Genomic DNA, 24,155 nt, shown 5'->3' with positions numbered 1-24,155 from the left:
GGCCCTGCTGTTGCGTGTCTTCACGGCGTCCCGGCCGAACGACAGATGGGTTGCCGACTTCACCTGTGTCGCCACCTGGTCCGGGATTATCCACGTCGCGTTTGTGGTGGACGTGTTCTCCTGGGCGATCGTGGGCTGGTCCGCCGCCACGAGCAAGTGGGCCAAGCTCGCCCTCGACGTGGCCGTGTGGCGCCGAGGCCGCGCCGGAACTCCCGCTGGGCCGGCACTCGTTCATCATTCGGGTGCCTGGAGCCGGTACACGCCTTTCGCGTTCACCACGTACCTTCTCAATGCGGGTATCGATGCCTTGCTCGGCACCGTCGGGGACGCCCCCGTAACAACGCGCTCATGGAATCCCAGATCGAACCCCACGAAACCGAGCTGATCAAGCCGCGCGGGCCCTGGCGCGGCCTCGACGACGCCGAAATCGGCACCGCGGAACGGGTCGACCGTTTCAACAACCAGCGCTCCACACCGCCACCGGAGACCGTCCCACCTCACGAGCTCGAGACCCACCACTACGCTCAGCATCAGCCCTTGCCGGCGGCTGGAGTCACCGCATAGGGCTCCACCGATCCCGGAGCGGTTCACTGTGGATGTCGACGGATTCGGCAAGGTCATGTTCTGTCACGGCAATCTGCGTCACGCCGACGAAAGGGTGCTGACACGCACCTGGACGGCTGGGCCGAGATCATCTCCGGCCTTCCCGATGACGTACGGACGGTGGTCTGCGGGCATGCCCATATGCCGTTCGTGCGCCTGGTCGACGAGCACCTCGTGGTCAACTCCAGAGCATCGGCATCGCCACCCGTTACGCGGAGTCCGCCCGCATCTATGTGGCCGGACTCCACGTCGCCGGCATCTTCTGGTCAGCCAGGTGACTCGAAACCGGCGGCCAGGGGAGGCGCCACTGCCAGGTAGGGGTCCTCGTGACGGGGCCGTAGGCCCGCCATGACTGGTTTAAAATTGAAACCTTCAAGGCGAGGGAGAAATGTGCTGATGCGGAAGACGAATCTCGGTGATGCGGCGTGTCCGGTCGCCCGATCTCTCGGCGAGGTGGGCGACTGGTGGTCACTGTTGATCGTCCGGGACGCCCTGAACGGGATCAATCGGTTCAGCGACTTCCAGCGGAGCCTGGGCTGCGCCCGCAACATCTTGAGCGCGCGGCTGGCCAAGCTGGTGGAAACCGGAGTTCTGGTGACCGAGCCGGCCGCTGACGGAAGCCCCTATCACCAGTACCGCCTGACGGAGAAGGGCAGAGCCCTGCGGGTCGTTCTGGTGGCGCTGCGGCAGTGGGGTGAGGCCCATCTCTTCGACGATGACGAGGAGCGGCTGCGCCTGGTCGACGTCCGTGACGGCGAGCCGGTCGCCGAGCTGGAGATGCGCGCCCATGACGGGCGCTCCCTCTCCGTGGACGAGGTCGAGGTCCGGTCCATCTCAGGTACGGCCTGATCGCACCCACGCCGCCCGCGCAAGCTGAGGGGCGCTGGGGGCTGGCGGAGACCGCCCTGACCGTGGTGTTCGCCGTCTACGCCCTGGCGCTGCTCGTCTCGCTCCTCGTCGTCGGCGGGCTCTCCGACCATCTGGGCCGCCGCCCCGTCCTCGTGGTCGCCCTTCTCGGCGAAGCGGTCGCGATGGCCGTGGTGCTGACCGCCGACGGGGTCGGCCAGCTGGTTGCCGGCCGGATCATCCAGGGGCTGGCGACCGGCGCAGCGACTGGCGCCATCAGCGCGGGGACGATCGACCTGCAGCATCCCGGCTCCAAGCTCGGCCCACTGCTGAACAGCGCCGGCACCACGGGCGGCCTGGCCGTCTGCGCCCTGGCCGGCGGTGTACCTCGCTGCTGATTCCCGAAACGTCGCCGCTGCGGCCCGGTGCGCCGGCCTCTCTGCAACCGCGGGTGTCCGTTCCCCACGCCGACCGCAAGGCGTTCCTGATCGCGCTGCCGCCTTTCGTGGCCGGTTGGGCGATCGGCGGGCTGTACTTCTCGCGGGGGTCGTCGCTGACCGTCGGGATCCTCCACACCGACAACCCATCTCGTCGCCTGACTCGTGGTGGCCCGGCTCCCCGGCGCCGCCGCCCTCGCCTGCGTCGTGCCGCGTGGCATGGGCCCGCTGCCGATGATGCTGCTCGGGTCCGTGTCCCTGGTCATCGGCACGCTCGTGACCCTCCCGGCGCTCCTGCTGCCGTCCACGGCCCTGCTGCCGGTCGGTACCCTCGTCGCCGGCTTCGGATTCGGAACGGCCTTCTTCGGTGGATTCCGGATGCTTGCCCACACCGCCGTGCACGAGAAGCGGGCCCAGCTTTTCTCTGCGGTGTACGTCGTTTGCTACCTGGCCAACAGCGTCCCGGCCATCATCGCCGGCCTCATCATTCCCCGGGCTGGACTGCGGGACGCCGCGCTCGGCTACGTCGCGGTCGTCACCGCGCTCGCGCTGCTTTCCATCCCCCTCGGCGTCTCGGCGCTGCGCCGCACGAGGGCAGCGGCCGCCCCCACGGCGACGCCCCCTGCCCTCGTTCAAACAGCCGGCACCAGGCACTGATCCTGGCCCCCCAGGTGGCCGACGTCGGTGCGACTCCCTGGCGACGGACGGGCGGGGCGGCATGGCCCGCCTCACATGAGCCGCTGCCGTCAACCGCCTGTGCCCCATCGCCGTACCGCCCCGCCAGTGGCATGCAAGGTTTCAGGCAAAGTGGTCACTGCTCACCAGGCAGAAGGGTGACGTCGGCCGGGCGGACGCGGGTTCCGTCCTGACGGCAGAAGCTGACACTTACGGGTTCACCGGTGGCGGTGTCGACGAAGTGGTAGGCACTGGAGTACGGGCGGGCCAAGTGGACGCGGCCCCATTTCCCCATCGCCCCCAGCACGGGCGCGAGGTCGCGTCCGACGTCGGTCAGCGTGTACCGCCTGCGTGTGCGGTCGCCCGGCCGCTGATACTCGACGTCCTCGAGAATGCCGACCGCCACCAGCTGCGACAGTCGGTCACTCAGGACATCGGAAGCCACGCCTAACTGCTCCCGGAACTCCGAGAAACGGGATCGGCCGAGCATGGCCTCGCGGATGATCAGTACGGCCCACCGCTGTCCCAGCACCGACATGGCGCGTGCGATCGGACAGGCGTCGTCGTTCCATCGGTCGATGCGCATCCATCGAAGATAGCTGAGACGGTAAAACCAACCCAGCGTGCTAGCGTGAAAGGGTGATTCTTGGTCGATCAGCGGAACTTACTGCCATTGTCGACGCACTCGCGTCGATCACCAGCGTGGGCACGGCACTGGTGATCGAAGGCGAGGCGGGCATCGGTAAGTCCACGCTCCTGGCATCTGTCGCCGAACAGGCAGCTGCCGAGGGCTACCGCCTGCTCAGTTGCTCCGGCCTGCAGAGCCAGACCGAGGTCGGATTCGCCGGAATCCATGAACTCATCCACCCGCTCCTCGGTCAGGCCGCCACACTGCCGCGTCGCCAGCACAGCGCGCTCATGACCTCGTTCGGTCTGGAGGACGGTCCCGCCCCGGATCGTTTGCTGGTCAGCCTCGCGGTGCTCGGCCTGCTGGAGGAGGCCGCGGCCCAGCAGCGCCTGCTGCTCGTCGTAGACGACGTGCAATGGCTCGACCAGACCTCTTTGGACGTCCTGGCCTTCGTCGCGCGTCGGCTGACCAACGCGCCGTTGATGCTGTTGTGCGCCGAGCGGTCGGGCCTCGGCGGCTCGGCAGTGTTCTTGGAGGGAACGCGTCGACTGCCTCTGGGGCCACTGCAGCACGGAGATGCGCAGGAACTCCTGGAGCACACGCTGGGTCAATCGCCCGGCGAAGTCGACGCTTACCTGCAACAGCGTGTGCTCGAACAAGCCAACGGCAACCCGTTGGCGGTCATCGAACTGAGTGCCGGCCTAGCGGAACGCCCCGACGACACAGCGACGTTCTCGGGCGAGCCTCTGCCCACCAGCCAGCGTGTCGAACACGCTTTCCTGGCCCAGCTCGAAGTGCTGTCCGAAGGCCCTCGTCTGCTCCTGTTGCTGATCGCGGCCGCCCACGGGCCGATGGCCGAGATCCATGCGGCTGCCCAGGATATCGGGCTGGACTTCATGCAGGAGCTGGCACCGCTACAGCGGGCGAGCCTGGTCACCGCGGGCAGCGGCCAGCTGCACGTACGCCATCCACTGATCCGTTCCACGGTATACGGCGCTGCCCTGCTGTCGGACCGCGCGCGCGTGCACCGCGCTCTGGCAAATGCCACCACCGACCCGACACGGGCGGCCTGGCATCGAGCCGAGGCGACACTCGGGCCCGACGAACGTGTGGCGGCCGACCTGGAACGCGCTGCTGAACGGACCCAGGCGCGCGGCGCGGGCGCCGAGTCCGCCGCGGCGCTGCGGCGAGCGGCGACGCTCTCACCGGTTCCGGAGGACCGCCTACGACGGCTGACCGCGGCCGCGGACATCGCGCGCGGAGCCGGACTGACGACTGTCGCCATCAGCATCCTGAAGGAAGCGGAACCCCTTGCCCGGGCTCTCTCCGACAGGCAGTCATTGGCGATCACCCGGTTCGTACTCGCTGTCACGGCGTCCCTGCCCGGAGAGTCAGCCACTGAACTGGTAGCCCTGGCAGGCGAATCCGCCGCAGGGGATCCCAGGCAACGGGAGTTGCTGTGGGCAGCCGCCATCGAATGCCGCATGCACGGCCTGCGCGAAGCGCCACGGCAGGCCCTCGTGTCAGCCATCCACAGCCTTGGTGACACCCACGACGACCCACTGATCGACGTCGCCATGGCTCTGGTCGACGATGTCGGTGACGGATTGCGCCTGCAACAACGGCTGCCTGCGGTCTTCGACCGGTTCGGTGACAAGCCTCTGCCGATCATGGCTCTCGGGTTCGCCGCCGAGGCGGTCTCCGACCGGGTCGGCGCGCTGCGCTGCTGGACCTATGTGCAGAACCAGTCCCAGCGGCGGAGCTCAGCAGCTGATGAATGTGAAGGGTTGCGCGGTTCAGCTCAGCTGCTGCTCCAGCAGGGCAATCTGCAGGCCGCGGTGATCACGGCGCAGAACGCGCAGCGTATGGCCGAGGACATGGCCCTGCCGATGACGGCGGCGTCAGCGGCAGCGTACCTGGCCCGCGCTCTGGTGTGGCAGGGGCATGAGGAGCGTGCGCGGCAGGCCCTCGACCGGTGCCGCGAGTTGTTGGCGGCGGATCCCCTGATTGTGTGGAATGACGACGCGCACTGGGCTGCCGGCATGGCGGCTCTGTGCGCGGCCAACTATGCCGAGGCCCTGCCCCACCTGCTGCGGATGTCATTGCACCGGACCAGCAGACGTTGGGCCGTCGCAGATCTGGCCGAGGCGGCGGCAGGCTGTGATCAGCACGACCTGGCCCGGCCGGTCCTGGCCGATATCGAAGAACAAGTCCGAAGGCTCGACACCCCGCTGGACAACCTGCTCGTGCACCGGGCGCATGCCTTGCTGGCACGGACCGACGACGAAACCGAGGACCGCTTCCAGGCCGCGCTGAAGGAGAGCGAGGGGCTCGACGCGGAGTTGGAACTGGCTCGTACCCATCTGCTCTACGGTGAATGGCTGCGCCGACACCGCCGGATCGTGGATGCGCGTACGCATCTGACGACCGCGCTGACCGCTTTCGACGCGGCCGGCGCGACTGCATTCACCAACCGCGCCACAGCCGAACTCCGGGCCGCTGGGGTCACGTTGCCCGGCCGAACCCAGCTCGGGCCCGTAGCCGCGTTGACTCCGCAGGAACTGCAGATCGCCCAACTGGCAGCGGCAGGACTGAGCAACCGAGAGATCGCCGACCGGATCTACCTCTCACACCGCACTGTGGCCACTCACCTGTACAAGGTGTTTCCCAAGCTGGCGATCAAAAGCCGCCGCCAGCTCCCCATGGCTCTGGGCGAAGCCGCGCACTCCTGACCACGGCGCGGGGTTCGGCGGGGGCCTTGCGCGGTGACACGTTGCCATGATACATGTGTCGTCCGGACCCGGCGGGGCTCGCGTAGGCAGGTCGGCCTGTTGCATGCAACGCCGAACCCATGGCCGCGGCCCGCCAGCGGGGTCCGCGAGGAGAATCGCCGTCGGAGTCGTGCGACGCAAGGACGGCTGTTTCCGGAGGGCCTGGGCCAGGGCTGCTACTCCGCCGCGCGAGGTCCTTGTGATCGAGAAAGTCTCGTGCCGACGGATGATTGAACAGAGTTTCGCCTGCGGGCTTGCCGAGGTTTACCAGGCGGCTTTGACCGGGGGGTAGACCGGTTGCCACATTGCTGCGCGGACGCGGTCCTCGATGTCCTTGCCGACCCGGGCGTGGGCGACGCCGTCGGTTGCGGCGGCCTCGGCGACAGCGACAGCCACGGCGACCGACGTGGTGCGGAGCCGGCTGACCGGCGGCAGGATCGGCGCTCCTGCGGTGGTGGTGTCGGTCTGGCCGGCGACGGCGTGCGCTGCCGCGGTGAGCATGGCGTCGGTGATGCGGTCCGCTGCGGCCACCAGGGCTCCAAGTGCCAGACCAGGGAAGACCAGCGCGTTGTTGGCCTGGCCGATCTCATGGGTGACACCCGCGTGCTCGACCGGGCCGAAGGGGCTACCGGTGGCGATCAGAGCCCGCCCATCGGTCCAGGTGAGGAGGTCGGTCGGGGTGGCTTCGGCCAGGCGGGTGGGGTTGGACATGGGCAGGATGATCGGCCGCTCGGCATGGGCGGCCATGGTGCGGACGATGGCCTCGGTGAAGGCGCCGCCCTGACCGGAGGTGCCGATCAGGATGGTGGGCTGCACCTGGGAGACCACCTCGTTCAGCGGGATGCCGCCGGTGTCGGCATCCCGCGACCAGCCGTCGACCTCGGCCGTTCGGCGGGCGTAGCGCAGTTGGAAGTCGTGCAGGCTCTGCTGGTTCTCGGTGAGCAGGCCGTACCGGCCAATGGCCCAGATGCGGGAGATGGCCTGGTCAGGAGTCAGTCCCTGGGTGACGAGGGCGTCCCGGAGCTGGTCGGCGATGCCGATTCCCGCACTGCCGGCGCCGAAAATGACGATGCGGTGTTCCGCCAGCGGCAGATCTGCGGTCCGGACGGCCGCCAGGACGGCGGCGAGGTTCACGGCGCCGGTGCCTTGGATGTCGTCATTGAAAGTGAACGCCTTTTTCCGGTAACGCTCCAGGACGCGGCGGGCGTTGGCCTGGCCGAAGTCCTCCCAGTGCAGCAGTGCCTTCGGGAAGAGGGTGGTGGCCGTGGTGACGTAGGCGTCGATGAAGGCGTCGTAGGTCGCCTGGTCGACGCGCGCGCGGCGGGTGCCGAGGTAGAGCGGGTTGCCCAGCAACTCGGGGCGGTTGGTGCCTGAGTCCAGCATCACGGCGAGCGTGCGCTGCGGGTCGATGCCGGCGGCGGCCGTGTAGACGGCGAGTTTGCCGACCGCGATGTCGATGCCGCCCACTCCCCAGTCACCGATGCCGAGGACGGCCTCTCCGTCGGTCGCCACGATCAGATCGACATCGTCGGGACCCAGACCCGAGGCCCGCAGGGAGCGCTCGATGTCCTGAGGCGCGTCGGCGGAGAGGTAGATGCCGTGCGGGCGGCGGTACTCGAAGCTGTAGCGCTCGATGGCGGTGCCGACCGTGGGTGTGTAGACGATCGGCAGCATCTGAGCCAGGTGGTCGCCGATGAGCCGGTAGAACAGCACCTCGTTGCGGTCGTGCAGTGCGGTCAGGTAGACGTTTTTGGCCAGGTCCGTCGGCTGTGCGCTGTATTGCTCGTAGGCGCGCTCAGCCTGCTGATCCAGTGTCAGTACTTGGGGCGGTATCAACCCCACCAGATCCAGTTCGCGTCGCTGGGCCTGAGTGAAGGCGGTGCCGCGGTTGAGGCGGGGGTCGGCCAGGACGGCTCGGCCGCGGGCGGTGATCTTGAGAGCGCGAGACGAGGGGGGCAGTTGGTTCGGCATGGCATTGACTCCACTGGGTCGCAGTGCAAGGGAATTGCCAACAGGCCTCCGCCGGGACGCGGTCATGCGTCCGGTGCCTGGTTGGCGATGGTGAGGAGGCCCTGCGGTGAAGGCACGGGTCTCCGGAGCGTGGCGGTGGGTGTAGGCGGCTGTCGGGGGAGAGTGGGGCCGCCCGGCTGGAATTGTGTTGGCCGGTCGCTGTCGGGGCGGTCGCCCGGGTGGCCGCGGCGAGCAAACCCGGGCCTGCCTCGTGGGGCGTGCTTTCTCTAACGCGCCGTCCTCGCCCTTCGGCGAAGCGACGAAGCTGCGCCCTGAGGGGCTGCCCTGGGCGATCGCCTGTAGTGATGACCGCGTCGTCTGTGTCGAGTTCTCCTCGACTCATACGGTTGACCTGTGAAAACGCATGTGGTCATGCAGGTTCGCCCGACAGTATCGACGACTGACACGGACCAGGTTCAGGTGTCCGCAGGATCGATCAGTCCGTCCAGGAGGTGAACAGGGCGTTGAGGCCCTCCGCCATGGTCGGATGGGCGATCATTCCATCGCGCAGCCGCGTGAAGGGCATCTGGGCCCACATGGCCGTCTGCACCACGGACAGCACTTCCGCCGAGTCGGGCCCGAGCAGGGCCACTCCGAGAATCTGTTCGCTGTCCCGGTCGACCACCGCCTTCCACAGGCCCCGGGTATCGCGCAGCGTCCTCGCCCGTGGAATCGCCTTGACCGGCAGCTTCGCCACCCTGATAGCGCGGCCCTCGGCGCGTGCCTCCTCCTCGGTGAGGCCGACGCGGGCCAGTTCCGGGTCGGTGAACAGGTTCCAAGGAACCAGCCTGCCGGCTGTACTGCGGTTGCCGCCGTTGATGTTGGCCTTGACGATGCGGTAGTCGTCCAGGGACACATGGGTGAACTGGGGGCTGCCGGCGACATCGCCCACGGCCCAGGTGTGCGGAGCATCGGTCGCCAGCCTGTCATCGACGCGTACGAAGCCCCGGTCGTCGGTGCGCACACCCGCGGCTTCCAGACCGAGACCATGGGTGGCCGGCGTCCGGCCGGTCGCCGCCAGGATGTCGTCGGCGCTCAAAACCCGGCCGTCCCGCAGGTGCACGCGCACGGCGTCCCCCTCCCGGAGGACCTTCTCCACCGCCGCATTGGTGATCAGCTCGACGCCGTCCTCCTGGAGGTAGGCCGCCAGAGCCGTGGCGATGTCCCGGTCCTCGCGCGGCAGCAGGCGCGTACCGCGCTCCAGGACCGTTACCTGGCTGCCGAAAGCAGCGAACATGTGGGCGAACTCCAGCCCCACGTAACCGCCACCGAGAACGATGAGCCGCTCCGGAATGCGACGCAGGTCCATGATGCTCTCGCTGGTCAGCGGCTTCGCCTCGGCGAGCCCGGGAATCGCCGCGATACGCGGCGCCGTCCCGGTGTTGATGACCACGTCGGCACCGCGTACGACTCGGCGGCTACCGTCCGTGACGTCAATCTCCACCGTCCGCTCCGCCACGAAGCGCGCCGTCCCCAGGACGAAGTCCATGCCGCTGTCCAGAAACTGCTGGTGGTTGAGCTGGACCATGTCGGAAACGACACCCTCCTTGTGGGTGCGCAACAACTCCAGGTCGACGACAGGAGTACCCAGTTGCAGCCCGAGCGCGTCGGCGCCGGCGGCCCTGCGTGCCAGACGGGCACTGGTCACCAATGTCTTGGTGGGAATGCAGGCCACGTTGATACACGTGCCGCCGATCATGCTCCGCTCCACCATGACCACCCGGCCGCCGGCTCGTGCGACGTCCATCGCGAGTGTCTTGCCGGCCTTTCCGCCACCCACCACCAGCAGGTCGACGTCTGATTCCTTCGCAACGCTCATAGCGTCGGCTCCTCCTGGGCTGGTGAACATGCGGCCGATACACAGGACCGCTGGTTCTTCCAGCGTCACCGTCGGGGCGGTTATGCGCATCAGTCGAATGACTAAACCATTGCATGGTGTCCTCACACATACGTGCGCGGCTGGCAGCGAGCTGCCGCGCGCAGGCGATCGTGGCAGGCGGAATCACGCAGCAGTCGGATCCGCTGGCGACGCAAGTTAAGGCGTACATACCGGCATCTCGTCCGGCGGTACATCGGTCATCCGGTGCGGGAGGTTTGGCATGTGTAGCGGGGCTGAGGCGGTGGTGGCCTGGCCGGTCAGCCAGGACAAAGTTTGCTCGATCACCTACCTGCTGCACCTCAAGCGTGCGTCGCATGTGATGTCCGTTCGCCCCTCTTCGAGCGCGGATGTGGGCGGTGTCGAACACGAATCGGCTGAGGTCGATGAGGCCGGCATCGTCACGGTGGTGCAGCACGGCCTCGTGCATTCCGCCCCAGGCGCCTGCACTGGACCAGATCAGGAACGGCCGATGGGTGATCGGCTTCGAGATCCCGAAACACGGCGGCAAGACGCGCCAGGTGCATTTCGCTGGCCAGCATGTAGGTGATCGTGGCGTAGAGCATCTCATCAGCTGTGTTCGGCTTAGTCATCTGTCCGATGCCCGTTTTCCTGGCCCAACCTAGCCTTCTGGTAGCGGACGCCGAGCGATTCCGGCCGGTGGCGCACCGGCCCTGGCGGGCTCGGTGCCGGTGTCCGTGGTGGCCCGCCCTCAGCGTCGTGGGCGGTTGTGCTCGGCGGGCTTCTCAGGTGGCCGTGAGTTCGGGTGGCGGCTCCGCTGTTTCGCCACCGTCCCGAAAGAGATTGGAGACGCTGCGATGCTCGCGATACCCAGCAGGCGCATGGGTGAGGAGCCTGAGCCGGAGAAGGCCGTACGCTTCTCATTGCTGGGTCCGGTGCGTGCCTGGCGGGCCGAGGAGGAACTCCAACTAGGCCCCCGCCAGCAGCGAATGCTCCTCGCTGCCCTGCTGGCCGCTGCCGGGCGGCCCGTTTCCGTGAAGGAACTTGTCGACCTTCTCTGGGAAGGCGACCCGCCGGCCAGCGCGGTGAACTCGATCCACCGTTATGTGGGCGCTGTACGCCGACTCCTGGAACCAGGTTTGCCTGCCAGGTCGTCGGGCCGGTGGCTCGTCCGCGAAGCGGGGCGCTATCTGCTGCGCGTCGATGTCGGCCGACTCGATCTGTTGAGCTTTCGTGATCTCGTCGGACAGGCCCGCGCCGCGGCTGCCGGCGGTGACCTGTCGACAGCGGTCGACCGTTACCTGGAGGCATTGGGCCTGTGGCAGGGACGCTGTGCGGAGGATCTGGGGGCCGTGGTGGCGATACACCCGGTCTTCACCACGCTGGATCGCGAATACCTTGCGGTCGTTTCCGAGGCGGCCACTGCGGCTCTCGGCTGCGGCCGGGCAGGTGCCGTCCTGCCGTTCATACGGCAGGCTGCCGATCGCTGTCCGCTCGACGAGGCACTGCAGGCATCCCTGGGGCTGGTGCTGGCCGCGGACGGCAAACAGGCCGAGGCGATCATGCGGTTCCGAGACGTCCGCACCAGGCTGGTGGACGAACTGGGTGTCGAGCCCGGTTCAGAACTGCGTGCCGCTCAGGAGCGCGTTCTGCGTGGCAGTCCGGTATCTCGGGCGGCGGTGTCCGCCATATCGTCGGGACCGGTGCCGCGTGCGCCGCATGGAGCCCCGTGGATCGTTCCTGCTCAACTACCTCCGGATCTGCCGTGCTTCACTGGACGTGAACAAGCACTTGAACAGGCATGGGACGCCATGCACCGGGCCGGTGAGGGCTCGCGCATCCTGGCGATCGACGGCATCCCCGGCGTCGGCAAGACCGCACTGGCCGTCCACTTCGCCCACCGGGCCGCAAAGGAGTTCCCCGACGGCCAGCTCTACATGGACCTGGGCGGTTTCTCTTCGGCCACGCAGCCCATGGCTCCTGAAGACGTTCTGTACGGGTTCTTGGGAGCCCTGGGAGTCGACCGGAACGAGATCCCCGCGTCGCCCGAGGCCAGGTCCGCGCTCTTCCGCAGCGCCCTGTCCGGTCGTCGGGTGCTTGTAGTGCTCGACAACGTATCCGACGTGAACCAGGTACGACCCCTGTTGCCCGGAGTCACTGAGTGCATGGTCGTGGTGACCAGCCGGAGTCGGCTGTTGGGGCTTGCGGCCGCCCACGGAGCGAGGCTCCTCAGCCTCGACCTGCCTTCGATGGCCGCGGCGACGGAGTGTTTCCTCCGGCGTGTCGGTTCGACGCACCTCGATGCCGACGCGGCGACCGTCGAAGAGATCGTGACGTGGTGTGGTCGGCTGCCGCTCGCCCTGGCCGTCGTGGCCGCGCGAGCAGTGAGCCGTCCTGAGCAGTCACTGAGCCGGCTGGCAGCCGAACTGGCCGCAGCCCAGGGGAGCCTCGACGGCTTCGACGACTTCGATGGGACCAACGATCTACGCAGCGCCTTCTCCTGGTCCTGCCGGAGGATCAGCGCCGAGGCCAAAAGGGTCTTCTGCCTGCTTCCCCTGCACGGGACCGCCGACATCACCGCGGCGGTACTGGCCAGTCTCGCCGGCATTTCGTGGGAGGCCGCAGCCACGGCGGCCGGGGAACTGGTCGGCGCCCGTCTGCTGGACGCCCGAGAGCGCGACCGATACGGCACTCACAGCCTGATACTGGCATACGCTGCCGAACTCGACGGCTGGAGTGAGACGGGCCGACGGGTTGCCCTGCAACGCCCTCAGGGGTACGACCGACACTCCGCGAGGTATGCGGCCTGACTGCCGCGGTCCCGGGCCGTCGCTCTCAAGAAGGGGCGGCCGCCGACAGCTGCCACGATCACGTCGCTCGAAACACCACAGAAGCCGGAGCACAGATCACCGACACACGTGCAGTACTGGACGAGACCGTCGGTCTGCTGCTCGCTGTGTTGAGCGATGTGTCTCACGCCCTACGGCGACCGCTCACACCTGATCGTCTTCTACGGTCGAGCTCGGCGAAGCGATCCAAGGCGTTTCGGGGAGGTATGACATGTGGTCAGGGGAAAGGACGGCTCACGCACGCTGGCTCAGCAACGACAGATGGCCATGGGCGTGCGGGGGATCACGCCTGGCGTGAGCCGTCCCGCAGGGGGCCCTCGTTGGTGAGGGCCGGGGGAGGGGCAGGAACCCCTATTGGATCAGAGGCTGTGTGACGGCGTCCAAGACGGATCCGGCATCGGCCGATGCCAGGACGGCATGTCTCCCCGGCGGTGCGGAAGATCTGGAAAGGTGACTCAGCGTGAAAACGTACGATGGGGACATGTTCCCGGGCGGTGCCGAAGCGGACATCGACCCCAGACTTCTGCGGGCCTTGCTGGCAGTGGCCAGGGAAGGCCACTTCGGACGCGCCGCAGTCGGCCTGGGTATCGCCCAGCCCGCGCTGAGCAGGCAGGTGCGTCAGCTGGAACGGCTCCTCGGAGTAGAACTGCTTGTTCGCACACCGCGGGGTGCCGAACTCACCGAAGCAGGGCGGACGATAGTGCCGGAGGCGGAACGCGCGCTGGAGCACAACCGGCGCATCGCCCGCGCCGTCAGGCCCCTGACCGGGTCCGGAAGCGATGTGCTGACCGTCTCGGCCCCCATGCCCATTTCGCCGCGTGGCCTGCTTGCGGAGACGGTGCGCCGGCTGCGCTCCGACCACGGGCGGGTGCGGTTGTCAACCGTGGACTTACGGGATGGCCAGCAGGCCGCCGCACTCATCGCCGGACGTGTCGACGCCGTCCTCACCTGGCACGCGCCCGTCGCGGACGAACTGGTCGCCGAGGCCTTGGTCGTGGAGCACATCAGTGCGCTCCTGCCGCGGTCACATCCGCTCGCCGGTGCGGAGATGCTGTCGATCGGTGCGCTGGAGGCCCAGTCCGTTCTGTTTCCGGTGAGCGAGCGCAGCCACTGCTGGGCACAGCTGGACGCCGCCGCGGCGGCCGAGGATGTGGAGCTCACTCCGGTGCCCACAGCGCCCACGGCGGTGCCCGACCTGGTGGCGAGCGGCTTGGGGGTCTCCGCCGTACCAGGATCGTTCCGGTTCACCGGTCATCCCGGCGTGACGCTGGTGCCGCTGCAGCGGCTGTTCGGCACAATGAGCATTGTCCGACGGCGTGACGAGGATTCGCGGGCCGTGACGGACCTTCTCACGGCCTGCCGGGACGCGGCTCGCTATCTGGCCGATGCGCATGACGATGTGGCGGCTTTCCGGAGTGGCCGGGCCCGGTGTTCGGCGGGAGGGCGGGTGAGCGGTCACCCGCCTCGTCATGTGCGTGTGCGTTCCGGGCAGCGATTTGCGCGGCCGCACTTGCGGAGTACGTGTCAACGAGCCGAAGGATGCTGCCCGTTGTCGCACCGGCCCGGGCAGACTATTTGTGACGGTGCGTCAGGAATGTAGTGGGGGCAGTGGCAGGCGCTGCGCACCTCGTCGGCGCTGCAGGTGCCGTCTTCGGCGATTCCGGCCCGTGGTGTCGAGCCTTGCACGAGGTCGAGTTGGGAGGCGCCGGGGGCCGGGGCCCACCGGCCGACGGTGATCTCCCCTGCCGCCTGGCCCTCTTCGATCGTTGTACTGATGGCATCGGTTCAGAGCGCAGTGCCTCGCGTGCGGTCCCCGCCCCTTTCGCCAGCTGATTCATGATTCACCATCGTTGGCGAAGCCGTCCAGTGGACAGACGAAGTCTGTGCCGCACGCCCGGAGGTGCTCGAACTGGGCGGCCAGGTGTTCGCGCAGGCGCTTCGGCGCGGTACCGCTCGCGGCGGGGGCCCATCAGTGGATGGCACTGCCCGGCGCGCGTCGCGCCGGGCACAAGCGTGTCAGAAGCCGGTGAGGGTCACTTTGCCCACGGAGGTCCCTGATTCCATGATGCTGTGGGCTTCGCGGAGATGCGCTGCGTTGACGGTGCCCAGGTCACGTGTCGCGGTGGTGACCAGGACACCGGCGTCCACCAGGCGCGCCACCTGGGTGAGGATCTTGTGCTGCCGGTCCATGTCCCCTGTGTGGAACAGGGAACGGGTGAACATGAACTCCCAGTGGAAGCTGATGCTCTTCGGCTTCAGCAGGCCTACGGGCAGGCTGTCGAAGTCGTCGATCGCGACGACTTTTCCGAACGGATTGAGCGCTTGGGCGTACGCGGCGAGGTTGCGGTCGGTCCCCGCGGTGCTGAAGACGTGGTCGATGCCGTCGGGGGCCACCTTCGAGAGCTGCGGCGTCAACGGCTGATGATGGTCGACGACGTGGTGGGCGCCCATCAGCCGGGCGAATTCGACGGTCTCGGGGCGCGAAGCCGTCCCGATCACGGTCAGGTCGGTGAGGGCGCGGGCCAGCTGGGTGACCATGGCTCCGACACCCCCGGCGGCGGCGGTCACCAGCAGTGAACCCGTCTCGTCGAGCAGGTCGTGGTGCAGGCCGAGCCGTTCGAACAGTCCCTCCCACGCGGTGAGCGAGGTGAGCGGCAGGGCCGCCGCTTCGGTGAAGGTCAGCTTGGCCGGCTTCAGAGCGACGAGCCGTTCGTCGACCGCGTGGTACTCGGAGTTGGCCCCCGGTCGGTCGAGGGCCCCGGCGTAGTAGACCTCGTCGCCCGGTTTGAACCACTCCACCTGGGAGCCGGTCGCCACGACCGTGCCGGCGGCGTCCCAGCCCAGCACTCGCTCCTTGCCGTCCGGGTCCTGCTGGCGGATTTTGTAGTCGACCGGATTGACGGCGATCGCCTCGACCCGGACCAGGAGGTCCCGTGGGCCGGGCTCAGGCACGGGGAGCTCGATGTCGAGGAGGCACTCGTCGTCCGTCACCGGCAGGGGCGCGCGGTAGGCGACGGCACGCATCGTTGTGGTCATGTCGGAGGGCTCCTTTGGGTGGTTGTTCTGATGGTGGCGAGATACCTGCGGATATCCGTCGTCCTGTCGCCCGGTACCGCAGGGGGGCGCCGGCTCCCTGCCGGCGCCACCGAGGTAGTGATCTGAGCGTGTCAGGAGACTGTGACGTTCTCCAGTTGCACGGACACGACCAAAGGCTCGGGGATCTTGCGACCGTTCTCGTCCCGGCTGTAGATCATCCGCGTGGTGGGGACGATCAGGCCGGACACCTCCTGGTGGCCGGAGATATAGTGGGCCGCGGGTGTGTTCCCGGCGATCTCCACGCTGTAGTCCCGCCGACGGATCAGGCCCTGCGCGTCGACGTACACGGTCTGTTCGGTGCTGAGCGTGGCGATGGTGTCGGGAAACACGATGTGCAGGCGCCGGAACTTCTCCCCGTCCTCGGTCCACGGATCGATCTCCTCCGTCCGCACTCCGGGATAGGTCAGAGAGAGCGGCTCGGCCAAGTAGGTCCACATGGCACTGCCGGAGAAGTAGGCCAGCTGCAGTCTGTCCCACGGGGTCATCAGGTCATGCCCCTCGAAGGAGGCGCGCGGGTCGGCCAGTTCCTCGATCACGTTGCCGGCGGAGTCCTCCACCGCTACGTGGTCAGCGGTGAACGACACCTGGTGGTCGGGGTCGAAGAAGGGCTTCTGGGTCACGTGCTCATGGCGCAGGTCGACGGTGACGTCGACGTCGTTCAGAGCGCCGGGATGGCCCTTCATTCCCCACAGGGCACCGCCGAAGAACTGCCGGGCGCTGATGCGGTTGGCCTCTTCCCATCGAGAGCGGCCGCCGTAGGCGTCAAAGACGGTGCTGAGCAGGTCGGACACGGTGTGCTCCTGAGGAGAGGAGGTGGATGCTGCGGTTCAGCCGAGGAAGGTGTTGACGTCCTTGGCCACTTCGGCCGGGTACTGGAACAGCGACGCGTGGGCCGCGTCGGGGTAGATGCGAATCTGCGCGTCCGGGATCAGGCCGGCGAGCAGGTAGCTGCCCTTGGTCGGGATCATCAGAGTGCTGCAGCATGACCAGCGGCACCCCGCCGCTGGGGCCGAGCCGTCGGTAGGCGAAGCGGACACTGTCGGCCTCGACGAACCGGGTGGGTGCGGTGTGATGGGTAACGGCGTTCAAGGGTGGTTCTCCATGCCGGAACGGGGTGGGAATCCTTCGGATGACGCAGCCGGAGCAGCTTCCGCGGGCTCACCGTCCGTTCCACAAAGGTTCGCGCCGGCGGCTCCAGGCGATCCTGTCGCCGGGCCATGTCCTGCCACTTATTCAGCATGACCACGCGAAGTGGAGACTTTGTGGTCTGTGTCTTGACCGGTTGGTGGGTCCCGCGATGGCGGCATCGAAGCCCCGTGGTCGGTGCCTGCGCCGTGCGACGCCCCACTGACCTGACTGCTCTCATCGGCGAGAGGTGTCCGCTCGGCCGACACGTTTTAGCTACGTGTGGGTCGGATGACGGATAAGGATGACATGCATCGCAGGGGAGTCTGGTGTGAGCATGCAGAACTGCTGCAAGCACGTCACCTCAGGAGATCCGATGGTTCAACGGGCGCAGTACGAAGAGCTGGCCCGACAGCTCAGCGACGTCGACGTCGTCAAACGGGACATCCAGCGAATCCTGCCGTCCGACTGCGCGGCCGGCCCGTCTGCCGTGCTGACGCTGCTCGGTCGCCATGGCGACATGTGCGTGAGCGAGCTCGCCGAAATGCTGGCCGTGGACATGGCGGTGACCAGCAGGCACGTCGCGTACGTCGCGGCCCGAGGCTGGATCGAGCGGCTCCCGGAATCTCAAGCCGGTCCCTCGCGCACTCTGCGCCTGACGCCCGCCGGCATGTGCCGACTCGAGGACCTGTCCCGACGGTTCACGAATCTCGTCGCCGAGCGACTGAGTCAGTGGACCGACGACGAGGTCGGTCAGCTCATCAGTCTGATGAACCGGCTGCATGCCAGCTTCGGTTGACGTCGGCCCGAGCCGCCTCACCGCCTCCTGCGGAGGCGGTCTTCGGCGCCGAGTGGCTGAGCGCTGAGGACGTTGCCTTGACTACCTCAGCCGCGGCAGCTGCAGGTACCACATTTACCAGGCATACCCCAAGCTGGAAATCACCAGCAGCGGCCGGTTGCGGGGCAGATTCGCCGACACAGTGTCACGTTAGGGCAGGAGAACTGCACGTTGGTGCCTTCACATCGACCGCCGTGAGGGCTTCGCGCGTATCTAGGGGAACGTGTTCGGGGCGGCTTCGGACATCTGAGGCGCGCCGTCTGCACGAGAGGCCCGAGGGGAAACGTGACGACGTGTACATCGTGATAGCAGCCGGGGTTACGGCAGGCATCACGGAGAGTGGGGTGCTCACGCTGCTGTCGCCTCACGGCGTGCCCTACTTCTACGCGCCCGAGGCCAGCGCCATCTGGATCGTCCTGCGCCAGTCCGGTGGTGACCTGGCATGCGCTGCCGCGGAACTGGGAGACGCGTGGGGGGCCGACGTTTCGTATGTTCGCCGAATGATGGAGCAGCATGTGGCCGACTGGCGGCGGGCCGGGTTGGTACAGACGTCGGCTGCGCCCGGCCCCCGCCGAGCGTCTGACACGCCGGGCTCGTACTGAGGTGGCAAAGAAGGAAACTGCCGGGAACAGTGCGTTGAGCGCTGACTGCCCGGCTGGATCTCAACGCCGTGCTGGCCGGTGCCCGCCCCCGAATCCGTCATCGAAGCTCGTCGATGTGACACCCCGGGGCATGCTGATGGCTAGCAGGCGGCTAGGGAATTCTCTACGGAGCGGCCCAGCTGTGGGCCGTCGTCCGCTGGGACACGACGGACGAGCGCCGATCTGCGCAGCCGCGACGCTCTGGTGAAACAACCCACGCACGCTCTGAACAAGCCCCCGCTGCCTCAGGCTGTGCCGGGAGCAGGACGCCGTCTCACACTGCACGGACCAGCCCTGCCGCGCTTTGCGAACCGGGCTCTCATGCGGTCTTCAATGCCTTCTGCGGAGCATTCCGCCCTGCCTCATGAGCGCCGTCACTCACCAACTCTGCGATGCGGACCGTCAGATGTGACGGGTGTCGGTGCTGCTTTCCCCGCGTAGAGCGATGGCGTACATCTCGTCCGCATCGAGACGCCGCAACTCCTCACTGATGAGTTCGGAGGTTGAGCGGATCTTCAGGGCCAGGCTGTGCGTGGGCTGGCCGGGCAGTGTGAGTGTGGCCAGAGGCCCCTCGGACCGGTTGATGACGATTTCGCCGTCTGCCGTGCCCAGACGTACGCCGGTGATGACCGGCCCCGCGCTGATCTTCCGGTCGATGCTCCTGCCGAGGCCAACCTGCAGCCAGCGCGCAAGCAACTCCGCACTCGGGTTGCCCGCCTCGGCCTCTACCGTCGCCGACGTCACTTCGACCTCGGCCTGGTCCAGGGCCGCGGCGAGTGCCGATCGCCAGGGTGTCAGCCGGGTCCAGGCCACGCCCTGCCATCCGACCGCGTACTGGCCGCGGACCGTGTCCTTGCCGAGGTCCTTCGGCAGCCTGATGGCGCCGAGCACCTTGGCCTTCTCCGCGACGAGCGCGTCCGCGTCGAAGGAGGCGGGCTCCTCCATGGCGGTGAGGGCCATCAGCTGCAGCAGGTGGTTCTGGATGACGTCACGGGCGGCGCCGATGCCGTCGTAGTAGCCGGCGCGGCCACCGATGCCGATGTCCTCGGCCATCGTGATCTGCACGTGGTCCACGTACGACCGGTTCCAGATCGGCTCGAACATCTGGTTCGCGAAGCGCAGCGCCAGGATGTTCTGGACCGTCTCCTTGCCGAGGTAGTGGTCGATCCGGAACACCTGGTCCGGGTCGAACACCTCGTGCACGATCGCGTTCAGCTCCTTGGCGGAGGCGAGATCGTGGCCGAACGGCTTCTCGATGACGGCGCGCCGCCACGAGCCGTCGGGGGCGTCCGCCAGACCGTGCTTCTTGAGCTGCTGCACGACCTGGGGGAAGAACTTGGGGGGTACGGAGAGGTAGAACGCGAAGTTCCCGCCCGTGCCCTGGGACTTGTCGAGGTCCTGGATCGTGTGCTTCAGGGTCTCGAAGGCGTCGTCGTCGTCGAAGTTGCCCTGGACGAAGCGCATCCCCTGGATGAGCTGCTGCCAGACCTCTTCGCGGAACGGCGTCCGCGCGTGCTGCTTGACCGCGTCGTGCACCTCCTGCGCGAAGTCCTCGTCCTGCCACTCGCGGCGGGCGAACCCGACCAGCGAGAAGCCCGGGGGCAGCAGGCCCCGATTGGCGAGGTCGTACACGGCAGGCATCAGCTTCTTGCGGGACAGATCGCCGGTAACGCCGAAGATCACCAAGCCCGACGGCCCCGCGACACGCGGAAGCCGCCGGTCAATTGGATCACGCAACGGGTTGCCGTTCGGCCGGCTCATCACAGAGGTTTCCTTCTGTGAGACGGCCCCGTGAGGACCGCAGCAACAGGGGCGGCTGCCCCTGTCGGACACGCGAACACGTTGGCTCCTGCCGGTTTTCGTGAAACGTTGACGGGGCGGCGGAGCGGACGGCTCTCGCTCGCCCAGACCCTGTGTGTCAGGACCGGTAGTTCTCCACCTGTGACTGCGGGCGCGCGTGTGCCTCGTCAGGGTTCTCCCCGAACTCGGCCTTGGCCCGTCGCTGTCGCAGCAGATCCCAGCACTGGTCCAGCTCGCGTTCGAGCTCTCCGAGCCTGCCGCGGTCCTCGGCCGCCCCCGCCGCATTCCTGCTCAGGGTCTCCCGCAGGAGCCGTTCCTCGTCGGCCATCTCTGTGATCCGATGAAGGATTCGCTGGTCGGATTCCATGGTCCTTGTCCTTACGATCGGGTGCGTGCTTGGCGCTGCCACTGTGTGGCAGCGACCTGTCAGCCGCGGTTCTCTGCCTGGAACATCCAGCTCTGCTTCTCCAGAGCCGCCGTCAGCGAGATGAAGAGATCCTGAGTCACGGCGTCCGTCCGGCCCGCCTCGTCGATGCGGGTACGCATTCGGCCGATGAGAGTGGAGAAGACCTGAACGAGAGCTTCGACCACCTTCTCGTCGTTGATCCAGCCGGACACGAAGGTGGGCAGCCCGCTGTGTTCAGCGACTGTGGTGGCCCGGCCGTCCGGACTGATCCCCACTGCAGCCGCTCGTTCGGCGACCTGGTCGGCGTAGTCCCGGGCCGTGGTCACGACCTCGTCGAGTTGCAGGTGGATGGTGCGGAAGCGCGGGCCATAGATGTTCCAGTGCGCCTGCTTGGCTACCAAGGACAAGTCCAGCAGATCTACAAGGGTGTTCTGCAGCAGGACTCCGGTGGCATCGCGCTCCTGCTCGGCCAGTGGACTCGTGATGATGGTCATTGTGACTCTTTCCTTCTGTCGGGCAGCGTTTTCGGCCGTGGTTGAGGTCGGTGAAGTACCTTCGCCCATTCTTCAGCGGGGCACCCTCTGGGGCGATCCGTTGTTTGACTTACTACGTTCACAGGTGTCTGTGCGCGTATGACTTAGTTCAGTCAGCAACAGGTCGTGCTTTCAGCACACGCTGGGAGATCGAGGCATGTCCGGTGTGCGTCCCTGCGTCATGGCCGTGTTGCCCAACACGTCACGAAGCTGGGCACGGCCGCTGACGCCCAGCTTCGGGGGCACCTGGAAGGAATGAGACCCGAAGCCCGAGCGGGCCATGGTCATCAATAGGCATTCGTATTCGACGCCCGTGGCTTTGATCCGGACGGCGTGGACGCTGAAGTTGTCCCGTCGCTGCTCGATCACGGAGCGGTCGTCGGCGCCGAACACATCGCTATGCGCGTTCCCGGCGTTCTGGCGAGCGATTGCGGCGGCGAGCTCCTGCTTGCTTTTGAAGTGACGGCAGAAAGACCCCTTCGGTACACCGCTAGCCCTGGTGAGGTGAAAGGTGACGGCGAGTGAGGAGGACCGCGGGTCGTGCCCCTCCTCACCGGCCGACGGCGGACGGCACGGGCAGATGCCAGATGTCAGGGTGTGAGGTACTCAGCCCCGTTGCCGCGGCGCGGCATGAGGCGACGAAATCCGCCACGAGTGCAGGCTGGTCTTCGCCGTGCCACACAACGCTCATGCGGTGGTGCAGACCTGGCAACGGTACGAAAGCCACGTCCGAGTAGCCCCCGAAGCGGAAGGATGTCGGCACGACGGACACCCCCAGACCGGCGGCAACAAGGTCGGGCACTGCCGAGGGTGCTGTTGGCAGGGGCGTCAGCCGCACCTGAGCGGCGGCGGCCATCTCCTGCAGCGCGTTCCAGCAGTGACCGCGTTCGAGCACCGGGAAGAGGATCGGCTCGTCGGCCAGCGCGCTCAGGGGCATCTCCAGTGCCCCGACCCAGACATGGTGCCGCCCCAGGAGGGCACTGGCGCTCTCATCGAGCAGAACCTGAGAATGATCGGCGCCGAGGTCGCCACCCCAAGTGAGAGCCACGTCGACGCGGCCGTCGCGTAGTGCGGCGGCGATGTCACGGTCGTCCAGCCCTGCCACCGACACCTGCACGTCCGGGTGCGTGGAACGGAAGTGACGTACCGCCTCGGCCAGCAGTCCGCCAGGAGGACTGGGCAGCGGTGCCGAGATTCTCAGCATCGTCATTTCGTACCGTCCCTTCGCCGCCGACCTGGCGAGGCGGACGAGCCGCCGGTTCTGGGCGATGGCGTTCTCGGCGTGCGGCACCACGAGCCGCCCCGCGGGAGTCAGATGCGCCCCCCGCGACGTACGTGTGAGCAGTGATACCCCCAGTAGGCGTTCGAGTTGCTGCACCTGTCTGCTCAGGGCCGACTGCGCGACCATGAGGGTGTCCGCGCCACGGCCGAAGTGACCTTCCTGGGCGACCGCGAGGAACGCTCTCAGAAGTCGCGGGTCGATATCGGGCTCGGGGCGGGTGGCCTGGTGGTCCGCCAGGGCATCGGGGGAGTGGTCTGTCATTTCGAACCTGTCTCGGTCTCTTGTTACGGGAAAAAGGGAAGGCGCCGGTGCTCGCATCCCGTTTCGGCATCAGCCGATGACGAATCGGTCTTGGACCGGGCGCACTTCGCTCTGCTCGAATGTGAGCAGAACGAAATTGAAGCGAGGAGAGCAGTGACTTACCTGCCCGGCAACATCTCGACCCCTGTCATAAAGGACGCCGACACACAGAAAGCGGTGATGTTCCTCGGCGGTCTGGTGCGGATGCGTGCGGAGGCAGCCGACACAGCTGGCGCCTACGCGCTGCTGGAGCACACCGGTGAACGCGGATACATGTCGCCGTTGCATCTGCATGAGTCCGACGAGGAGACGTTCTTCATTCTCGACGGCACCCTTCGGGTCGAGGTCGGAAACGAGGTGCGGAGTGTGGGCGCGGGAGCGCTGGCTCTTCTGCCTCGTGGGCTGGCCCACGGCTTCGTCGTGACCTCCCCGACGGCGCGTTTCTTGACACTGCACACGCCGGGCGGGGGTTTCGACGCCTTCGTGGAGGAAGCAGGTGTGCCGTTCGACGGCATCATGCCGCCAGCGGCGGGCCCGGGGCTCGACCCGGAGGAGCTGACGCGAGTGGCAGCGGCGCACGGCATTCAGATCGTCGGGCCTCCTTTGGTGCCCTGACAGAGCTCCTGCGACCTTGCCCAGAAGCGCCGTCTGTGCCCGGACTTCAGGCGACATTCGTTCGGCCGACGGAGATCGGTCCGGCCAGTTGAGGCTAGGAGAGCCCGTGTGACAGGGCATCAGTCGTATGACTGTGGTCTGCGCCGCGTGGGACGTCGCTCGGGTCGCTGACTGCGGGGTCACATTGGCACATAAGAGTGACCGGCTATATTTTTTGGACGCTCAAGGAACTGTCGGCCGGCCGTGGTGAAGAACGACCCACACGCGTGAGCGAGTACACCGGACGACGCGAGCGCCTTCCGAACTGATGACCCCACCCATCCATGCCACCGCGGAAATGCTTGCCGTGCTGGTGGAGAAAGGACGACGTCCCATGTACGAACGCATTCTGGTCGCCATCGACCCGAGCGAGGCTCGCCCGACAGCCCTGTCGACGGCCGGTGAGATGGCAAAGCTGACAGGAGCCAGGGTCCATGTGCTCCACGTCGTCGCGGCAACTGTGGCGGCGGGCGCCGTGATGGTTCTGGAGGAGGACGACGAAGGGAAAACGCTCCTCGAAGAGTCGCTCGCGGCGCTCCGTGACCTCGGTGTACAGGCTGACGGACAGCTGGTCCATGGATTGATCCCCGAAGTGCCCGCCATCATCTCCGCCGCGGCCGAGGACTTCAAGGCCGACCTGATCGTCGTCACTCCCCATCACAGGAGTTCGGTCGCCGCGTTCTTCACCCCGCGAGTGAGCGACGCCGTCGCCCACAACAGCCGGGTCGCCGTACTCCTGGTACCGGAGGAGTCGGCCAAGCCGTAACCTCCCCTCCTCACCGCCGCTGACGCCGGCGTTCGGAACAGTGGGCCCCTTGCCCGCC

The 24,155-nt window shown here is 67.3% G+C and carries 21 protein-coding genes and 4 pseudogenes; 12 read left to right on the top strand and 13 right to left on the bottom strand.

Annotation, left to right across the window (positions count from 1 at the left end; translation table 11 throughout):
* The first annotated feature begins 10 nt into the window (after positions 1-10).
* The 5 genes from J3486_RS45255 to J3486_RS24410 all read left to right on the top strand — a co-directional run bounded on the left by J3486_RS45255 (position 11) and on the right by J3486_RS24410 (position 2,543).
* Positions 11-385 carry a DDE-type integrase/transposase/recombinase gene (locus J3486_RS45255; protein WP_374194764.1) on the top strand — a complete coding sequence of 125 codons (375 nt, stop codon included), beginning with the start codon at positions 11-13 and terminating at the stop codon, positions 383-385.
* The gene (locus J3486_RS24425; RefSeq protein WP_207823735.1) at positions 349-564 is read left to right on the top strand and encodes a hypothetical protein; all 216 of its coding nucleotides are present in this window, start codon (positions 349-351) and stop codon (positions 562-564) included. Before J3486_RS45255 ends, J3486_RS24425 begins: the two co-directional genes overlap by 37 nt.
* A 432-nt stretch (positions 565-996) precedes the next feature.
* Positions 997-1,452: a helix-turn-helix domain-containing protein gene (locus tag J3486_RS24420; protein ID WP_207824094.1), complete on the top strand. Its 456-nt coding sequence runs from the start codon at positions 997-999 to the stop codon at positions 1,450-1,452.
* Positions 1,449-1,847 carry an MFS transporter gene (locus J3486_RS24415; protein ID WP_207824093.1) on the top strand — a complete coding sequence of 133 codons (399 nt, stop codon included), beginning with the start codon at positions 1,449-1,451 and terminating at the stop codon, positions 1,845-1,847. The genes J3486_RS24420 and J3486_RS24415 overlap by 4 nt, the downstream gene beginning before the upstream one ends.
* A gap of 207 nt (positions 1,848-2,054) precedes the next feature.
* The gene (locus tag J3486_RS24410; protein WP_207823733.1) at positions 2,055-2,543 is read left to right on the top strand and encodes a hypothetical protein; all 489 of its coding nucleotides are present in this window, start codon (positions 2,055-2,057) and stop codon (positions 2,541-2,543) included.
* Between the two features lie 154 nt (positions 2,544-2,697).
* Here J3486_RS24410 and J3486_RS24405 read toward each other — a convergent pair whose 3' ends face one another.
* A complete protein-coding gene (locus J3486_RS24405) occupies positions 2,698-3,147 on the bottom strand; it encodes a helix-turn-helix domain-containing protein (protein WP_207823732.1) in 450 nt (149 codons plus the stop codon).
* Positions 3,148-3,200: 53 nt separating this feature from the next.
* Here J3486_RS24405 and J3486_RS44995 point away from each other — a divergent pair, with 53 nt between their 5' ends.
* The gene (locus J3486_RS44995; RefSeq protein WP_207823730.1) at positions 3,201-5,921 is read left to right on the top strand and encodes an AAA family ATPase; all 2,721 of its coding nucleotides are present in this window, start codon (positions 3,201-3,203) and stop codon (positions 5,919-5,921) included.
* A 303-nt stretch (positions 5,922-6,224) separates the two neighbouring features.
* Here J3486_RS44995 and J3486_RS24395 read toward each other — a convergent pair whose 3' ends face one another.
* The 3 genes and pseudogenes from J3486_RS24395 to J3486_RS44305 all read right to left on the bottom strand — a co-directional run.
* Positions 6,225-7,931, bottom strand: coding sequence for an NAD-dependent malic enzyme (locus tag J3486_RS24395; RefSeq protein WP_207824092.1), 1,707 nt, complete (start codon positions 7,929-7,931; stop codon positions 6,225-6,227).
* A gap of 475 nt (positions 7,932-8,406) precedes the next feature.
* Positions 8,407-9,789: an NAD(P)/FAD-dependent oxidoreductase gene (locus J3486_RS24390; protein WP_207823727.1), complete on the bottom strand. Its 1,383-nt coding sequence runs from the start codon at positions 9,787-9,789 to the stop codon at positions 8,407-8,409.
* A gap of 376 nt (positions 9,790-10,165) precedes the next feature.
* A pseudogene (locus tag J3486_RS44305) lies at positions 10,166-10,427 on the bottom strand (IS5/IS1182 family transposase); the annotation flags it as partial.
* 261 nt (positions 10,428-10,688) lie between these two features.
* On the opposite strand from J3486_RS44305, the gene J3486_RS24385 reads away from it, so the two are divergent.
* Together J3486_RS24385 and J3486_RS24380 are read left to right on the top strand one after the other, a co-directional pair.
* The gene (locus tag J3486_RS24385) at positions 10,689-12,617 is read left to right on the top strand and encodes a BTAD domain-containing putative transcriptional regulator (RefSeq protein WP_229378517.1); all 1,929 of its coding nucleotides are present in this window, start codon (positions 10,689-10,691) and stop codon (positions 12,615-12,617) included.
* Positions 12,618-13,137: 520 nt separating this feature from the next.
* Positions 13,138-14,256 (top strand): LysR family transcriptional regulator, encoded by a 1,119-nt coding sequence (locus tag J3486_RS24380; protein ID WP_229378516.1) that lies wholly within the window; start codon positions 13,138-13,140, stop codon positions 14,254-14,256.
* Between the two features lie 416 nt (positions 14,257-14,672).
* Here J3486_RS24380 and J3486_RS24375 read toward each other — a convergent pair whose 3' ends face one another.
* From J3486_RS24375 to J3486_RS24365, 3 genes are all read right to left on the bottom strand, one after another.
* The gene (locus J3486_RS24375; protein WP_207823723.1) at positions 14,673-15,692 is read right to left on the bottom strand and encodes a zinc-binding alcohol dehydrogenase family protein; all 1,020 of its coding nucleotides are present in this window, start codon (positions 15,690-15,692) and stop codon (positions 14,673-14,675) included.
* Between the two features lie 131 nt (positions 15,693-15,823).
* Entirely contained in the window at positions 15,824-16,543 is a 720-nt protein-coding gene (locus J3486_RS24370) for a hypothetical protein (RefSeq protein WP_207823720.1), read from the bottom strand.
* A gap of 36 nt (positions 16,544-16,579) precedes the next feature.
* Complete coding sequence (locus J3486_RS24365) at positions 16,580-16,720, bottom strand: alpha/beta fold hydrolase (protein ID WP_229378515.1); 141 nt, start codon at positions 16,718-16,720, stop codon at positions 16,580-16,582.
* A 533-nt stretch (positions 16,721-17,253) separates the two neighbouring features.
* Between J3486_RS24365 and J3486_RS24360 the strand changes: the two are divergent.
* Positions 17,254-17,673, top strand: a pseudogene (locus J3486_RS24360) (MarR family winged helix-turn-helix transcriptional regulator); the annotation flags it as partial.
* Positions 17,674-18,059: 386 nt separating this feature from the next.
* Positions 18,060-18,317 carry a hypothetical protein gene (locus tag J3486_RS24355; protein WP_307804919.1) on the top strand — a complete coding sequence of 86 codons (258 nt, stop codon included), beginning with the start codon at positions 18,060-18,062 and terminating at the stop codon, positions 18,315-18,317.
* A gap of 441 nt (positions 18,318-18,758) precedes the next feature.
* Here J3486_RS24355 and J3486_RS44990 read toward each other — a convergent pair.
* From J3486_RS44990 to J3486_RS24330, 6 genes and pseudogenes are all read right to left on the bottom strand, one after another.
* Positions 18,759-19,109, bottom strand: a pseudogene (locus J3486_RS44990) (OpcA/G6PD domain-containing protein); the annotation flags it as partial.
* Positions 19,110-19,169: 60 nt separating this feature from the next.
* Positions 19,170-20,117: pseudogene (locus tag J3486_RS24350) on the bottom strand (glucose-6-phosphate dehydrogenase); the annotation flags it as partial.
* A 157-nt stretch (positions 20,118-20,274) separates the two neighbouring features.
* The gene (locus J3486_RS24345; protein WP_207823713.1) at positions 20,275-20,523 is read right to left on the bottom strand and encodes a DUF2630 family protein; all 249 of its coding nucleotides are present in this window, start codon (positions 20,521-20,523) and stop codon (positions 20,275-20,277) included.
* A 59-nt stretch (positions 20,524-20,582) separates the two neighbouring features.
* On the bottom strand, positions 20,583-21,056 hold the full coding sequence (locus tag J3486_RS24340; RefSeq protein WP_207823712.1) for a DNA starvation/stationary phase protection protein: 474 nt from the start codon (positions 21,054-21,056) through the stop codon (positions 20,583-20,585).
* 171 nt (positions 21,057-21,227) lie between these two features.
* Complete coding sequence (locus J3486_RS44295) at positions 21,228-21,464, bottom strand: hypothetical protein (RefSeq protein ID WP_229378514.1); 237 nt, start codon at positions 21,462-21,464, stop codon at positions 21,228-21,230.
* Between the two features lie 181 nt (positions 21,465-21,645).
* Positions 21,646-22,638, bottom strand: coding sequence for a LysR family transcriptional regulator (locus J3486_RS24330; protein WP_207823710.1), 993 nt, complete (start codon positions 22,636-22,638; stop codon positions 21,646-21,648).
* Between the two features lie 153 nt (positions 22,639-22,791).
* Here J3486_RS24330 and J3486_RS24325 point away from each other — a divergent pair, with 153 nt between their 5' ends.
* Positions 22,792-23,292 (top strand): cupin domain-containing protein, encoded by a 501-nt coding sequence (locus tag J3486_RS24325; protein WP_207823707.1) that lies wholly within the window; start codon positions 22,792-22,794, stop codon positions 23,290-23,292.
* Between the two features lie 373 nt (positions 23,293-23,665).
* Complete coding sequence (locus J3486_RS24320) at positions 23,666-24,097, top strand: universal stress protein (RefSeq protein ID WP_207823705.1); 432 nt, start codon at positions 23,666-23,668, stop codon at positions 24,095-24,097.
* Positions 24,098-24,155: the final 58 nt, after the last annotated feature.

It is taken from the genome of Streptomyces sp. VRA16 Mangrove soil, from assembly GCF_017377775.1.
Classification (GTDB): Bacteria; Actinomycetota; Actinomycetes; order Streptomycetales; family Streptomycetaceae; genus Streptomyces.
This window is presented reverse-complemented; position numbering and strand designations above follow the sequence as displayed.

Excerpts from the sequence above, each read along its gene's own strand:
- J3486_RS24425 (WP_207823735.1), top strand. The coding sequence starts at position 349 with ATGGAATCCCAGATCGAACCCCACGAAACCGAGCTGATCAAGCCGCGC.
- J3486_RS24405 (WP_207823732.1), bottom strand. The coding sequence starts at position 3,147 with ATGCGCATCGACCGATGGAACGACGACGCCTGTCCGATCGCACGCGCC.
- J3486_RS24395 (WP_207824092.1), bottom strand. The coding sequence starts at position 7,931 with ATGCCGAACCAACTGCCCCCCTCGTCTCGCGCTCTCAAGATCACCGCC.
- J3486_RS24390 (WP_207823727.1), bottom strand. The coding sequence starts at position 9,789 with ATGAGCGTTGCGAAGGAATCAGACGTCGACCTGCTGGTGGTGGGTGGC.
- J3486_RS24385 (WP_229378517.1), top strand. The coding sequence starts at position 10,689 with ATGGGTGAGGAGCCTGAGCCGGAGAAGGCCGTACGCTTCTCATTGCTG.
- J3486_RS24380 (WP_229378516.1), top strand. The coding sequence starts at position 13,138 with ATGTTCCCGGGCGGTGCCGAAGCGGACATCGACCCCAGACTTCTGCGG.
- J3486_RS24375 (WP_207823723.1), bottom strand. The coding sequence starts at position 15,692 with ATGACCACAACGATGCGTGCCGTCGCCTACCGCGCGCCCCTGCCGGTG.
- J3486_RS24365 (WP_229378515.1), bottom strand. The coding sequence starts at position 16,720 with ATGATCCCGACCAAGGGCAGCTACCTGCTCGCCGGCCTGATCCCGGAC.
- J3486_RS24345 (WP_207823713.1), bottom strand. The coding sequence starts at position 20,523 with ATGGAATCCGACCAGCGAATCCTTCATCGGATCACAGAGATGGCCGAC.
- J3486_RS24340 (WP_207823712.1), bottom strand. The coding sequence starts at position 21,056 with ATGACCATCATCACGAGTCCACTGGCCGAGCAGGAGCGCGATGCCACC.
- J3486_RS24330 (WP_207823710.1), bottom strand. The coding sequence starts at position 22,638 with ATGACAGACCACTCCCCCGATGCCCTGGCGGACCACCAGGCCACCCGC.
- J3486_RS24320 (WP_207823705.1), top strand. The coding sequence starts at position 23,666 with ATGTACGAACGCATTCTGGTCGCCATCGACCCGAGCGAGGCTCGCCCG.